The organism is Janibacter sp. A1S7 (assembly GCF_037198315.1).
GTDB classification, from domain to species: Bacteria; Actinomycetota; Actinomycetes; order Actinomycetales; family Dermatophilaceae; genus Janibacter; species Janibacter alittae.
This window is the reverse complement of record NZ_CP144913.1, coordinates 3,138,033-3,152,475: the sequence shown is the minus strand read 5'-3', so window position 1 is coordinate 3,152,475 and position 14,443 is coordinate 3,138,033. Positions and strand designations below refer to the sequence as shown.

Genomic DNA, 14,443 nt, shown 5'->3' with positions numbered 1-14,443 from the left:
GTGCAGCCGGGTGGGGCGGCAGGCGCGGTGGTACATCGACCCGTGCGGGCAGGAGGTCAGACGCGGTGGCGCAGGCCCGTCGCGCGCTGGGTCCGACGAGTGATCGCGGCACGGATCGCCTCCCGCGAGCCGACGAGCACCACCGACCTCTGCGCTCGGGTGATCGCGGTGTAGAGCAACTCGCGGGTGAGCAACCGTGAGTCGGCGTCGGGCAGGAGCACGGTCACCGACGTCGCTTGGCTGCCCTGGCTCTTGTGGATCGTCATCGCGTACGCGGTGTCGACGTCCGCGAGCGATGTCGCGGCATGCACCTGCGGCGCGTTCGGCTCACCGAAGACCCCCACCACGCGTCCGTCCTGGCGCAGCGACAGCACACCGGTGTCGCCGTTGAAAAGACCCAGGCCGCGGTCGTTCGCGGTCACGAGCAGTGGCCTTCCCACCTGCTGACGACCGTGGTAGTCGGTCGCCTCGCCGAGCCAGCGCTCGACGCGCTGGTTCCACGGGCCGACCCCCCACGGGCCGTCGCGGTGTGCGCAGAGCAACCGGTGCGCGCCGAGCTCGTGCAGGGCCGCCGCGTGCTCCCCGTCGAGCGCGCGACGACGCATCCGCAGGGCGTGCTCTAGCAGCCGGGGTCGCAGCGCCTCGTCGGCCTCGAGGACGTCGTCGACCGGGACGTGGTGCACGGGACCGCCCGGTGTCGCGGCGTCGAGGATCGACAGGGCCGTGTCGGGGTCGCCAACCCGTACTGCCTCCGCGAGCGAACCGATCTCCGCGCCGAAGCGGTGCGATGTCTCCAGTCGTGCGATCGGGCTGTCGTCCCTCCTCGGGATGTGCGTCGCAGTGACCGTGCGGGGCGTGGGCCCCTCCTCCCCGCAGGTGCGGGCACCGCCTTCGCCGTAGCCCGCGACGAGGTCCGCGAGCACCGCGCCCGCCTCGACGGACGCCAGCTGGTCGGGGTCGCCGACGAGCACCAGGCGTGCGTGGGGACGCAACGCCTCGAGCAGCCGGGCGGTCAGCGTCAGCGAGAGCATCGACGCCTCGTCGACGACGACGATGTCGTGCGGCAGGGGGTTGCCGCGGCCACGTCGGAAGCGGTTGCCGCTGTCGGGGCGCCACCCGAGCAAGCGGTGGACGGTCACGGCCTCGATGTCCGTACCCAGACGCGTCCGGTCCCCGGGGGAGAGCCGCGCGAGGGACTCGATGACCGACTCGCGGAGCCGGGCCGCGGCCTTGCCGGTCGGTGCGGCGAGGGCGATGCGTGGTCGGCGGTCGGTGCCCTCGGCCTGCTCGAGCAGCAGGGTGAGCAGCCCGGCGACGGTCGACGTCTTGCCGGTGCCGGGGCCACCCACGAGCACCGTGGTCAGGCGAGTGGCTGCCGTGCGCACGGCCTCCCGCTGCTCGGTCCAGGTAGCTGAGGGGAAGACCCTCTCCAGTCCGGCCCCGAGGATCGCCTCGTCCACCGTCGGCGCGGGGGTGGCGGCGCGGCGGGCGAGGTCCTCGGCGACCTGCACCTCTTCGCGGTGGTAGCGGTCGAGGTAGACGAGGGCGTGCTCGACGCACAGCACTCCTGTCCTCGCGAGGGCACTGCTGCTGACCCGCTGCAGCCATTCCTCGGTCGGTGGCAGATCGATGGAGGCGGCGGGGTCAGACGCGGTGACCGCGTCCTCGCACGCGCCCCCGGACTCGGTGAGCAGCTCGCGGGCATGCTCCGGGTCGAGGCTCGTCGACCCCTCGCGGGCAGCCCGCACGACGAGCGCGAGCGTCACGCGCACGAGCGGGTCCGCCTCGTCGACGAGCTGCGCCAAGCGGGTGGCGACGTGCACGTCGGCGGCCTCGACGACTCCGGCGGAGTTGAGGGTGGCGAGATCGCCCGTGGCGCCGAGGGCCAGTCGCCGGTCGTACCGGTCGGCCTCGATCGTGGTCATCGTGCCTCCTGCGTCACGGGTCGCCGTCCGTCCGTCGTGACGGGCCGACGCCCGTCGAGCAGATCGGAGAGGGCCTCGATCAGGGCGATCGGCGGCTGCCAGGAGAAGATGCCCGTGGGGTGGCCGTCGACGATGGGCGTCTGCGCACCGGCCATGCCGCGCAGGTACAGGTAGAGCACCCCGCCGAAGTGCTCCCCGGGGTCGTAGTCGGGCTGGCGCCAGCGCAGGAAGCGGTGCAGCACCACCCCGTAGAGGATCGCCTGGAGCGGGTAGGACGAGTGGTTCATCGCCTCGCGCAGGGCGTCCGGGGCGTAGTGCCCGGTGGTCAGGGGGGCGTCGACGGGGCCGAGCCAGTTCGTCTTGTAGTCGACGACGAGGTGGCGTCCGCCGACGCGCAGAACGATGTCGACGGAGCCGGTGAGGTACCCGCGCAGGGCCTGGTCCCCGAGCAGCGGGTCGTCGAGCACCTCGGCGAAGGGCAGCACGGGGTCGCCCTCGGGCAGGTACTCGCGCATGAGCGCGGCGAGGTCGCCGAGCAGTGCCTGGTCGGCGGCATCGCTCGCGGCGTCGCCGCCCCCGAGCGGCAGCTCGAAGTCCATCTCGCACAGCCGGTCGCCACGGCCGATGTCGCGCAGGGACGTGCCTGGCGCGAGCGGACCGAGCGGGGTGTCGACCACCTCGACGAGTGCCTCGGCGAGGGCATCACGGTCGAGGTCGGGCACCGGCCAGTGGATGACTTGGTCCTCGATGTGCTCCCGCAGCTCCGCGAGCAGGTCCGGCGCCGAGACGTCCGCCTCCTCCAGCACCGCGTGCACGAGGGAGCCGAAGCCGGCCCCGACGGGCAGGTCGGCCATGGGTGAGGGGAGGTGACGGCCGTCCCCCTCGTCGGGGGAGGAAGCCGAGGCGTCGAAGATGCTCTGGTCGTCTGCGAGGGGGGCCGGCACGTCGCCCCCCTCGCCCCCCGCGGAGGGGGCGAACGTGGCTCCACGTGCGCCGGCGAGCGGGGTACTCCCTTCGTCGTCCTGACGGTCGGTGACGTCCGGCTCGCTGACGACGAGCTCCTCGGCCGGGCGGGGTGCCTCGTCCAGCGGGCGGGTGAGCGCCGTGTACGACGTGCGGCGCCACTGCGTGTCGACGCTGCGGGTGAAGGAGCGCACGGACAGGTCCGTCATCGGCGCGGTCGCCGGGACGGTCATCGGGGTGGGCTGGTCGACGAGCTCGACGCGCAGCGCCCCGCGCCGCTCCCACTCCTGGAGCTGGCTCATCAGGGTCTCGTCGCCGGGGACGGGGTGGTTGGCGGGGACCTCGCCCTGGCCCTCGCGCCGTCCGAGCAGCACGCGATGCAGGGGGGAGGGGCCGGTGTTCTTCGCCGACGGGAACCACCACGTCACCACCTGGCTCTGCGCGCGCGTCATCGCGACGTACAACAGCCGCAGCGACTCCCCGCTCTCCTCGGTGGCGGCCCGCGCGAGCCGGTCGGCCCGCCCCTCGTCGGAGTGGATCCCGATGTCGAGGCAGCGGGTGCGGTCCTCGCGGTGGAAGTGCAGCACGTCCGGGGTCGGCAACCACCGATCGGCGACGAAGGGCAGCATGACGATCGGGTACTGCAGCCCCTTGCTCGAGTGGATCGTCGCGAGGTGCACGGCGTCCGCGTCGCTGTCCAGGCGGCGGGCGCGCTCCTCCTTGCGGGCGGCGCCGATCCGCTCGCGCAGCCACGCGGTGAGCGAGGCCAGACCGTCGCTCTCGGTGACGACCCGCTGGTGGAGCGTCTCGCCGACGTGGCGCAGGTCGGTCAGCAGGCGCTCGCCGTCGGTCCGGGAGAGCACCCGCGCATCGAGCCCGTCGGCGCTGGCTGCCGCGAGCACCGCGGCGACACCGCGACGTCCGAGCAGGCCCGCCCACGTCCGCATCCGGTGGGCGACCTCCTCGGTGAGGTCCTCGCCACGCTCGTCGAGCTGGGCGGCAGAGGCGCCGACGAAGGGGGTCAGCGCCGCCGCGCGCACCCGCTCGGGGCGGTGGCTCAGCTCCATCGCCTCGAGCAGGGTCAGCCAGGCCGCGGCGGCGGGGGAGGAGTAGATGCTGTCGCTGGAGACGATCACCGAGCGCAGCCCGACGGCCGTGAGCGCTTGGCGCACGTGGTCGAGCTGGTTGCGGGTGTGCGCGAGGACGGCGACGTCCCCCGCGCGCAGCGGCCGTCCCTCGAAGGTCGTACCCCGTGCCAGCAGTCGGGTGATCTCGGCGGCGCAGTCGGCGGCGACGAGGGGACGCACCACCGAGATGGCGACGGACCTGTCCCCGGGAGGCAGGACCCGCTCGGTCGTGATGGTCCGCAGTCGGACCGGGGCGAGCATCCCCTCCGGGGCGGTGCCGTCGATCGTGCCCAGGCGTGAGCCCCCCTTCGCCGCGCTCACCGGGTGGACGACGATCTCGGGGTCGCCGAGCCGGGAGCCACCGAGCAGCACCCCGAGGCTGCGTACGAGCGGTCCGTCGGAGCGGTGGTTGACGCCGAGCGTGTGCCTGGTTGCTGCCGTGGCGGAGGCGGTGAGGTAGGTGTCGACATCACCGCCGCGGAAACCGTAGATCGCCTGTTTCGGATCGCCGATGAGCACGAGTGTGCTGTGCCCGGTGAAGGCCCGGTCGAGCACCTGCCACTGCACCGGGTCGGTGTCCTGGAACTCGTCGACGAGCACGACCTTCCAGCGCTGGCGCATCCGCTCGCGGGCGGGGGAGTCCTCGGCCTCGAGAGCGGTCGCCAGGTGGGAGAGCAGGTCGTCGTAGCCGAGCACGCCGAGGCGGCGCTTGCGCCGGGCCATCTCCGTGCGCACGAGGTGGGCGAAGGCCAGCATCCGCGCATCTGCGGACCCGTCGTCGAGCGAGTGCGGGTCGAGGGTGGCGTGCGGGTTCTCGGTGACGGCCCGGGCGATCTCGCCGGCGCGCGCCCGGGTGAAGGCAGGCGTGCCCCCACCGGCGAAGCCGCGCACGTACAGGTCGTCGACGACCTCGTCGCGCAGGTCGGACAGGTCCTCGACGAGTCGGGAGTGCGGGTCGGAGTCGCCGGCCACGCCGAGCCCGCGCAGCACGAGTTGGCAGAACTGGTGGGTGGTCGCGATCGTCGCCGCGTCGAAGTGGGTCAGTGCGTCGCGCAGGCGACGCTCCCGCAGCGCGACCTCCTCGGGAGAGCCGTCCCGCAGCAGCCCGACGACCTCGTCGCCGCTGGTCAGGGTGGGGTCGGCCAGGTGTCGGTGGACGTCGCGCAGGTGCTCGCGGACGCGTTCGCGCATCTCCCGGGAGGCCGCGCGCCCGAAGGTGATGACGAGCATCTCCTCCAGCGGCGTGCCGTCGGCGATGTAGCGGGCGACGAGGGCGCCGATCGTCCACGTCTTGCCGGTGCCGGCGCTCGCCTCGAGCAGGACCGTGCCGGTCGGCAGGTCCGCGGTCACGTCGAAGGGGGTCAGTGTGCTCATGCGCTCCCCGTGATGTTGGTCAGGGCCGGACCCCACACCGTCGGCGCGAGGGCGGCGAGGTTGGTGTCGGGTCCGGCGACGTCGTCCAGCAGGACGGCGAAGGGAGCCTCGCTCCCGTGGACGAGCTGCCACCACGCGTCGTCCTGCTCGCCGGGGATGACGCCGCCGTTGCGCATCCGGGTCGGCTCCCACTCGCTCCGGCCCTTGGTGGTCGCGACCCGGGTCATCGTCGGGTTGCGCTCGACGACCCGGGCCCAGGCGTGGGCCGTCTTGACCGGCAGGGGCAGGGGCGCGCTGAGGCCGAGCGCGTAGAGGTCGATGAGGGCGGACAGGTGAGAGCGGGCGGCCTCGCGCGGCAACGGTCCGCGGGTGGTGCGGGCGACGGACCCCCGCGCACCCTTGCCCAGCGCCGATGCCTGCCACGGCTCGGCGTCGCCACCGACGGCGGTCAGGGCGAGCAGCCGGATCCACGAGCCGATCTCCTGCTTGGGGCCGAGGCGGGAGTAGGTGACGTCGACCAGGTGCAGCCCACGGACCCCGTCGATGGTTCCGGTGAGCCGGCGGTCGCCGAGCAGGCCGACCTCGAGATCGACCGACCGGGTCGGCTCGGCTGGGCCGCTGGCCACCTGGGCCATCAGCTGCTCGACCTGCCGGCCGATCTCCTCGAGGGTGATGGCGCCGAGTCCGGCCGGCGGCAGCTCCCCGCGCAGCAGCTCGGCCCGGTAGATCTCGCGCGCGTCGTCGCCGGCCAACCGGGCGCGCAGGGCACGGTCGCCGATGGCCCACTTCTGCAGGCCGTCGAGGTCGATCGGCAGCCGGTCACTGACCTCCTCGGCCTCTCGCGAGACCCCGACGTGCAGCCGGTCCCGCAGGAATCCCCGCGCGGGGTTCTCGAAGAAGGCGATGAGGTCGACCAGCGCGATGTCCTCGACGGCCCGGCCGGGCAACGGCCTCGTGAGGAGCCGGCCCGGCTCGGTGCGCTCGCCGAGGCTCGCGCGGGCGGCAGCCAGGGCGGAGCGGTCGAAGGTGAAGGGCGTGGCGGGCGCCGCTGAACTGCCCGACGTGGCCGCGGCACCGACCAACGCACCCGGAGCGAGGTTGCGGGTGTCGAAGGGCTGCAGCGGGTGCTGGACCACCTCGAGCGGCGCGCTCGTCGTCTCTCGGGCGGCGTCGATGAGCTCGCCGAGCGGCACCGCCGGCGGGCAGTGCTCGCCGGTGTGCTCGTCGGAACCGGTGTAGGCGATGACGAGTCGCTCGCGGGCGGCCAGGACGGCGTCGAGCAGCAGCTGCCGATCCTCGCTGCGCGCGTCGCGCTCGCCGGTGAGCGGCACCCGGGCCAGGACGTCGTCGCCGTCGACCGTCTGCTGGCGCGGGAAGGAGTCGTCGTCCATGCCGAGCAGGCACACGACGCGGTGGGGCACCGAGCGCATCGGGGTCATCGTGCAGACGGTCAACCCGCCGGTGCGGAAGCTCGCCCGGCTCGGACGTCCGGCCAGCTGGTCGGCGAGCAGGACACGCACGTCCGCCAGCCGCAGCGGCACGCTGTCGTCGGCGTGCCGGGCGGCGCGGGTGAGGGTGCGCTGCAGGTCCCCGACCTGCCAGCGCTCGCGCAGCGGTACGTCGGTCAGGGACAGCACGACCTCGGTCAACGCGCTCATCCACTCGCCGGCCGTGCCGGCGCCCTCCAGCGCGTCCAGGCCGGAGCCGATCCGCTCGAGCAACTCGGTGACGCGGCCGACGAGGTCGACGGAGCCGCTGCCGACGTCGTCGAGGGGCATGACCTCACCCACCTGGAGGGGACCGTCGGCGGAGACGGCAACCCCGAGGAGGAGCCGGTCGAGTCCGAATCGCCAGGTCCCCTGGTGCTCGACCTCCATGCGGAACGGGGCGCGGTGCACCTGGTCATAGCCCCACCGGATGCCGGAGTCGCCGACCCACCCGGTGAACGTCTCCAGGTCGTCGTCGCCGAGCGCGAAGCGGCGACGCACCGGATCCGTCGCGGCCAGGTCGAGCACCTCACTCGCGGTGAGCCGTCCACCCGCCAGGGCGACGATCCGGTCGGCGACATCGAGCAGCGGGTTGGTCGCCCGGAGCGAACGGTCGGCCAGACGCACCCGCAACCGGTGCGCGGGGTGCGTGTCGACGCCCTCGGCATCGGTGCCGTGGTCGCCCAGGCCGAAGGCCGCCCCGATGAGTGGCGCGTAGGTCTCGACGTCCGGGCACATGACGAGCACGTCCCGCGGCTCGAGGCTCGGGTCGTCCTCGAGGAGGCCGACGAGCACCTCGCGCAACACCTCGACCTGGCGGGCGGGACCGTGGCAGGCGTGGACCTGGATCGACCGATCGGCGTCGGGGACGGCGCGGGTCGCCTGCTCGGCGGCATCGGGGACGTGGTCCTCGCGCAGGTCCGACTGCAGCCAGCCCAGGACGGTCTGCGGGAAGGTCGGGGCCGTCGCCGGGGCGGTGGCGTCCTCGGCCCGGTCACCGAGGACCCGCCCGAGCTCGCGGGAGTCGCGGCCGAGCGAGGCGAGCAGCGGGTGGTGGACCAGGTCGCTCGTGCGGTCCTGCGACCGCGGCACCACCCCGGTCGCGCCGGAGTCGGCGAGCCGCTCCCACAGCACGGGCGAGGGCTGCGGCAGCCACAGGTGCACGTCACGGGAGAGCCCGAGCGCCTCGAGCAGCTCGACCTCGGTGACCGCGAGCCGCGTGTGCCCGAAGAGGGAGAGCCGGTGCGGAAGCAGCCGCAGGTCCGGCGCGTCACGGCCGTCTGCGGGAGCCGTGGCGGTGCCCCCTTCGCCCAGGGCCTGCAACCGTGCCACCGTCTCGCGGTGCCGCACGTCCGGCGGTGGCGCGTCGATGCGCGTCACGAGGCGCCGCCACAGCTCCGGCTGCCAGGTCAGGTCGTCGTCGAGGACGCGGGTGCCGCCGCCGGTGTCGCGGCCCTCGCTCCAGTCGGTGAGCATCGTCGGACGGCTCTGCCCGTAGCGGTGGAAGAGGCGTGCGAGACGCAGCGCGACCGAGTAGCGACGACCGGCCCGCACCTCGAAGAGGTCCGCATCGCCCGAGCCGTGGCCGAGGTGCCGGCCCAGGGCCGCGCACCAGGGCTCGCCGATCGCGGCATCGATGACCTCCAGCAGGGGCCACACGAGGTGCTGCGGCAGCCACGGGTCGTCCTCGTCGCGGCCGGTGAGCATCGTGACCAGGGAGCGGGGTCGCATGAAGCGGACGCCGGCGCATACTCCGTCACCACCCCGCTCGCCCGTGCCCAGACGGTGCGAGAGTCGCTGGGCCAGCCACCGCTCGATGCCCTGCTCGGGCACGACCACGACCTCTTCGGCGAAGGGGTCGGGCAGCGGGGTCGACAGCAGCTCGCCGAGGTCCTCGGCGAGGAGGTCGGTCCGCTGCGCGCGGTGGAGGTGAAGTGCCACGGTCAGACCGTATCCGTGCCCGGTGACAGCGTGGGCTCACCCGTCCACAGGAGCGTGGCCGTCCCGACATCGTCCGCGGCGCCTGACAGGATCAGCGCATGACCGACCGTCGTCACCACCGCACCGAGCGACTCCGCCTGGATGCTCCGACCATCGACGACCTCGGCGCGCTCCACGAGATCTACAGCGACCCGAGGGTCTGGACGCACTTCCCCGTGATGCGCCACACCAACGCGCAGCGGACCCGGTCCATGCTCGAGGGGTGGATCGATGCCTGGGACCGGGACGGCCTGGGGCAGTGGATCGTCCGGGCGCCCGACGACGACGCCGTCCTCGGTCACGCGGGGTGCTCGTTGCGACCGGCCGGGTGGTGGAACCTCGGGTACCGCTTCGCTGCCGAGACCCACGGGCGTGGCCTGGCCACCGAGGCCGCACGGGCGGGGCTCGAGGCAGCCGTCGCCGTCCGCCCGGAGGCGCCCGTCGTCGCCTACCTGCTCGAGCACAACGTCGCCTCCCGGCGTGTCGCCGAGAAGCTCGGCCTGACTCTGCAGCAGCGGGGGCAGGACTTCTGCAACCCCGATCCGGACGCCGTGCGCCTGGTCTACGCGGACCGAGACCTCGACGGTGAGCAGCTGGCCGCCACTCTGCGCTGAGTGTGCGCGGAGGTGCCACGGAGGACGGCTCAGCCGGCGAGCACCTCGGCGAAGACCGAGGCGTCGACATTGCCCCCGCTGGCCACGACGACCACGCTCTGCCCGGCGAAGCGCTCCCGCTGCGCGATGACCGCTGCGAGCGCCGCTGACCCTCCCGGCTCGAGGACCAGCTTGAGCGTGCGGAAGGCCGCACGCATGGCCACCCGGGCGTCGTCGTCGGTGACCGTCAGCGGCGTCACCGGGTGCCGGGACAGGGCTGTCAGGGTGTGCTGCCCGACCGTCGGCGAGCCGATCGCGTCGAGGAAGACCGGCACCGCCGGCACCGTCTCCACCCGGCCGGAGGCCAGCGAGCGCGCCATCTTCGGGTAGCCGTCCCGCTCCACGACGAAGGGGGTGACCCCCAGGTACGTCGAGCGCACCGCCTCGATCGTCCCCGACGACAACCCGCCACCGCTGCAGGGGAGGACGATCGCGTCGGGGGAGTGGCCCCCTTCGTGCAGCTGGTCGACGATCTCCAGACCGACCGTCCCCTGACCGGACATCACGCGGACGTCGTCGTAGGGGTGCACCAGGGTCGTCCCGCGCTCCTCGACGAGGCCGCGCCCGACCTCCTCGCGGTCCTGCGTCGCCGGGTCGTAGAAGACGACCTCGCCGCCCCACCAGCGCACCCCCTCGACCTTGATCCGGGGGGCGTCCTGCGGCATGACGACGCTCGCGCGGGCGCCCGTCATCCGCGCCGACGCCGCGACCGCCTGACCGTGGTTGCCGGTGGAGAAGGCGAGCACCCCGGCCTCCCGCTCGGCGTCCGTGAGCGACAGCAGGGTGTTCAGCGCGCCGCGGATCTTGAACGAACCGGTCAGCTGGAGCGACTCGGCCTTGACGAGCACCCGTGCGCCGGTGAGCTCATCGAGCATCGGCACGGAGAGCAGGGGGGTGGTGCGCACCCGTCCCTCGAGGCGCCGCGCCGCGTCCCTGATCGTCTCGATGCCGAAGGTCATGGACCCATCGTGCGTCAGTCGAGCGGCTCCGCGCCACGCTCGGCGAGCATCTGCGTCATCGTCTCCACCTCGGCGGTCTGGGAGGTGATGATCGACTGTGCCAGGGTCTCGACGGGCTCGTTCTGCGAGTAGTCGAGGGCCACCTGCGCCATGGGCACGCCGGCCTGGTGATGACGGATCATCAGCTGCAGGAAGAAGACCTCGGCCTCCTCGCCGCGGAGCGACGTCAGCCGCTCCAGCTCCTCGGGCGAGGCCATCCCCGGCATCGTGCCGTCATCGGTCAGCTGGGCGTCCGGGTCGTCCTCGTGGTCGTGCCCCAACCCCTGCATCCACGCCATCTTCTCTTCGGACCCGGTCGGGCTCAGGCCCCAGACCGCGAGCCAGCCGGCCATCCGCCCGGACTGGTTCTCCTGGGTGCGGGCGATGTCGTAGGCGAGCGAGCGCACGAGGTCGTCCTCGGTGCGGTCGCGCACGATCCACGACATCTCGACGGCCTGGTCGTGGTGGGTCTTCATGTCCCGGGCGAAACCGGCCGCGACGCTGTCGTCGGCCGGCATCTCCTCGCCGCCGACGCCACTCAGCGCGAGGCCTCCGACGAGCCCGAGGGCGAGCGCGACGACGACCGCGACGATGGCCTTCGGCGTCACTGGGAGACGGTCCCGGACGCGTCAACACCGCCGGTGCACGCCGCTCCCGGTTCCGGGGTCTGGGGCCCCTCGCGGTACTCCTTGATGAATCCCTTGAGCCGGGGGTCGTCCGCCGAGTCCAGCGCCAGCTGGTGGCCCCAGGCGCTGGCGACGATCTTCGAGGGCATCTCGCCCTCGTAGGGGGAGAGCAGGGTGTAGGTGTCGGGGAGGGTCGCCTCGAGCGTCTCGACCTCGCTCGCCGGCAGGTCGGGGTCGTAGGTGACCCAGACGGCGCCGTGCTCGAGGGAGTGGACGGCGTGCTGGCTCGGCACCGGCTCGTCGTAGACCCCGCAGTTGAGCCAGATCGGGTTGTGCTCGCCGCCGACGGGTGGCGACTCCGCGTAGTCGATCTCGCCCTGGACGTGGTTGCCGCCCTGGTACTCGTACTCCTTGACCGCCTCGAGGTTGCCGGCTGCTTCCCGCTCGTCGGCCTCGCTGACGATCGCGTAGCCGACCATGGCGACGATCGCGACGATGATCACGGCGGTGACTCCGACGAGGAGGAAGGTCCGGCGACGCTCCTTGGCCTGCTGCTCCTGACGTGCCTGGGCGAGCCGGGCATCGCGGGCGGACGTCGGCTTCGTCTTCTTGCTCATGGGTCCCTCGGGTCGGGGGCGGTGGAGAGGCGGGGAGAGTATGACATCGGCGTCTGAAGGTCTCCTGAGCGGCCGCCGTCGTTACCCTGTCCTCATGCGCCCCGACACCACGACCATCGCCTCCCCCCACGATGGTTCTCCCCTCTTCGTGCGGACCTGGCTCCCCGACGGCGAGGCGAAGGGGGTCGTGCAGCTGGCCCACGGCATGGCCGAGCACTCCGGCCGCTACGAGCGCTTCGCGCAGGCGCTCACCGATGCCGGGTACGCGGTCTGGACCCACGACCACCGTGGCCACGGGGAGACCGCGAGACGACCGGAGGACCGTGGTGTCTACGCCGACGAGCACGGCTGGGACGCTGCCGTCGAGGACATCCACGCCGTCGGCGCGGCCGCGCGCGTTCAGCACCCCGGGTTGCCGTTCTTCTTCTTCGGGCACTCGATGGGCTCCTTCCTCGGGCGCGACCACATCACCCGCTACGGGCAGCACCTCGACGGTGCGGTCCTCAGCGGCACCGGCGGCGACCAGGGGCTGCTCGGCACGGTGGGGCAGGCCGTCGCCACCCTCGAGTCCCGGGTGCGCGGCCGACGAGCCACCTCACCGTTGATGAACACGCTGACCTTCGGGCAGTTCAACCTCGGTTTCCGTCCGACGACGACGAAGTTCGACTGGCTCTCCCGGGACGCCGACGAGGTGGCGAAGTACGTCGCCGACCCGCGCTGCGGTGAGGTCTTCACGGCCGGTTTCTTCGCGGACATGCTCGGCGGGATCAACAGCCTGCCGAAGAAGGCGCAGCTGGTGCCCGTCGACCTGCCGGTGTACTTCGTCTCCGGCGACCGTGACCCGGTGGGTGGCAAGGGGGGTCAGGGCGTGCGGGAGGTCGCCGACGCCTTCGTCGCGGCGGGAGTGCGCGACGTGACGGTGACGCTCTACCCCGGGGCCCGTCACGAGATCCTCAACGAGACCAACCGCGACGAGGTCATGGCCGACGTCATCCGGTGGTTCGACGACCATCTCCCCGCGTGAGCCCCGGACCCGGCCGCGTCGCTGACCCGCACACCCCCACCGACCCCGATCGACGGCACGGGACGACCCGGTACCGCCTCGGCGGTGTCCTCCTGCTGCTCGCCGGTCTGTACTTCGTCGGGGAGGCCTGGGCGGCCACCGGCTGGGAGGGGCGCCCCTACCGCTGGACGGTCGACGCGATCAGCGAGCTCGGCGTCCCGGAGACGCGGTCCGCGGGAGGCGATCCCTTCGCCGCGACCAAGCACGCGGTGATGAACGCGACCTTCGTGGCCACCGGCCTGCGGGTCCTCATCGCGGGGCTGGTCCTGGCCCCCTTCGTCCCCCGGCGGGCACGGCGGAGCGTGCTCGGCCTCGTCATCGCCTACGGCCTGGGCACGGTGATCGTCGGGCTCTTCCCGACCGGGATGCCCTCGGCTCGCGCGGACGTGCACGGAGTCGGCGCCGTCCTGACCATCCTCGGCGGGAGCCTGCTCCTGCTGGCGTTGGCGGTGTCGCTGTCCGGGAGCCACCGGCGGATGTCGCTGATCACGGCGGCCTTGGGTCTGCTCTCCCTGACCGGCAGCGTCTGCGGTGTGCTGGGGATCGGTGGCTTCGGTCTCGTCGAGCGGATCGCCGTCTACTCGGTCCTCGTGTGGCAGGTCCTCGCCGGTATCGCCATCGTCCTCGGTCGACCGCGCACGGGACCGCCCGGCTGATCAGTCGCTCGCGGCCAGCGGTAGCGAGGTGCTGGCCCCGAGTCCCTGCTCGGCCGCCGTGGTGCGCACCGCGTCGATGAAGAGGTCGATCGAGCGTCGCGGTGCCGAGGACGCGCGGTGGGCGAGCGAGATCGTGCGCATCACCGGCTTGTCCAGGGCGACGATGTCCACTCCCTCCGGCTTCATGGCCAGCGCGAGGTCCGAGACGAGGGTGACCCCGAGACCGGCGGCCGCCAGGGCCAGCGCCGTCGGCTGCTCCTCGACCGTGTGCGCGATCCGCGGCGCGAAACCCTGCTTGTGGCAGGCGATGCGCACCGCCCGACCGAAGTGCGAGCGCGGACCGGACAGGATCCACGGGTGGTCCGCCAGCTGGAGCAGGGAGACGGTGTCGCCGAGCAGCGTCTCCGCGGGGACGGCTGCGTGCAGCCGCTCCACGGCGACCACGGTCCGGGTCAGGCTCGGGTCCCAGTCCATCTCGTGGTCCGAGTAGTCGATGACGAAGGCGGCGTCGAACTTCCCCTCCAGAACCGCGGCGGCGCTCTGCTCGGGGACCAGCTCGGTCGTGTGCACCTCGATCCCCGGGTGGTTGGCCGCCAGCGTGGTCAGGGAGCGGGGCAGCAGGCCGGCGGCCACCGAGGCCCACACCCCGACCGTCAGCCTGGCGGTGACGCCCTCCTGGGCCTGCTCGAGGGCCGTCGTCGCGCGCTCGACCGCGCCGAGGATCTCCTCGGCGTGCTCGAGGAGCACCAGCCCGAGGTCGGTCAGCTGGACCCGTCTGCCGAAGCGCTCGACGAGGGTGACGCCGACCTCCCGCTCGAGCTGGGCGAGCTGCTGGGAGACCCCTGACGGGCTGTAGTGGAGTGCTGCCGCCGCAGCAGTGACCGTGCCGCGGCGATGAAGTTCGCGCAGCATCTGCAACCGACGCAAGGACAACTCCATTGACCCAATGTAGGGGTGATTCCCATGTTTAAGGG

The 14,443-nt window shown here is 72.9% G+C and carries 10 protein-coding genes; 3 read left to right on the top strand and 7 right to left on the bottom strand.

The features are described 5' to 3' along the window. Window positions 1-56: 56 nt before the first annotated feature. The 3 genes from recD to recC are packed head-to-tail and all read right to left on the bottom strand — an operon-like array spanning window position 57 to window position 8,817. On the bottom strand, window positions 57-1,925 hold the full coding sequence (recD, locus tag V1351_RS15165; protein WP_338749068.1) for an exodeoxyribonuclease V subunit alpha: 1,869 nt from the start codon (window positions 1,923-1,925) through the stop codon (window positions 57-59). Further along, on the bottom strand, window positions 1,922-5,389 hold the full coding sequence (locus V1351_RS15160; protein WP_338749066.1) for a UvrD-helicase domain-containing protein: 3,468 nt from the start codon (window positions 5,387-5,389) through the stop codon (window positions 1,922-1,924). The genes recD and V1351_RS15160 overlap by 4 nt, the downstream gene beginning before the upstream one ends. After that, on the bottom strand, window positions 5,386-8,817 hold the full coding sequence (recC, locus tag V1351_RS15155) for an exodeoxyribonuclease V subunit gamma (protein ID WP_338749064.1): 3,432 nt from the start codon (window positions 8,815-8,817) through the stop codon (window positions 5,386-5,388). Before recC ends, V1351_RS15160 begins: the two co-directional genes overlap by 4 nt. A 98-nt stretch (window positions 8,818-8,915) precedes the next feature. On the opposite strand from recC, the gene V1351_RS15150 reads away from it, so the two are divergent. Further along, window positions 8,916-9,470: a GNAT family N-acetyltransferase gene (locus V1351_RS15150; protein ID WP_338749062.1), complete on the top strand. Its 555-nt coding sequence runs from the start codon at window positions 8,916-8,918 to the stop codon at window positions 9,468-9,470. Window positions 9,471-9,499: 29 nt separating this feature from the next. On the opposite strand, the gene V1351_RS15145 is transcribed toward V1351_RS15150, so the two are convergent. Genes V1351_RS15145 through V1351_RS15135 form a run of 3 tightly spaced genes read right to left on the bottom strand, consistent with a single transcriptional unit; the run spans window position 9,500 to window position 11,750 of the window. Beyond that, window positions 9,500-10,468, bottom strand: a complete 969-nt coding sequence (locus V1351_RS15145) for a threonine ammonia-lyase (RefSeq protein WP_338749060.1) — start codon at window positions 10,466-10,468, stop codon at window positions 9,500-9,502. Between the two features lie 14 nt (window positions 10,469-10,482). Beyond that, on the bottom strand, window positions 10,483-11,115 hold the full coding sequence (locus tag V1351_RS15140; RefSeq protein WP_338749058.1) for a DUF305 domain-containing protein: 633 nt from the start codon (window positions 11,113-11,115) through the stop codon (window positions 10,483-10,485). Then, window positions 11,112-11,750, bottom strand: a complete 639-nt coding sequence (locus tag V1351_RS15135; RefSeq protein ID WP_338749056.1) for a DUF3105 domain-containing protein — start codon at window positions 11,748-11,750, stop codon at window positions 11,112-11,114. The genes V1351_RS15140 and V1351_RS15135 overlap by 4 nt, the downstream gene beginning before the upstream one ends. Window positions 11,751-11,844: 94 nt before the next feature. Here V1351_RS15135 and V1351_RS15130 point away from each other — a divergent pair, with 94 nt between their 5' ends. Then, window positions 11,845-12,774, top strand: a complete 930-nt coding sequence (locus V1351_RS15130; protein ID WP_338749054.1) for an alpha/beta hydrolase — start codon at window positions 11,845-11,847, stop codon at window positions 12,772-12,774. Beyond that, window positions 12,771-13,469 (top strand): DUF998 domain-containing protein, encoded by a 699-nt coding sequence (locus V1351_RS15125; protein WP_338749052.1) that lies wholly within the window; start codon window positions 12,771-12,773, stop codon window positions 13,467-13,469. The genes V1351_RS15130 and V1351_RS15125 overlap by 4 nt, the downstream gene beginning before the upstream one ends. Here V1351_RS15125 and V1351_RS15120 read toward each other — a convergent pair whose 3' ends face one another. Next, window positions 13,470-14,408, bottom strand: a complete 939-nt coding sequence (locus tag V1351_RS15120) for a LysR family transcriptional regulator (RefSeq protein ID WP_338749050.1) — start codon at window positions 14,406-14,408, stop codon at window positions 13,470-13,472. It abuts the gene before it with no gap. Window positions 14,409-14,443 lie beyond the last annotated feature (35 nt).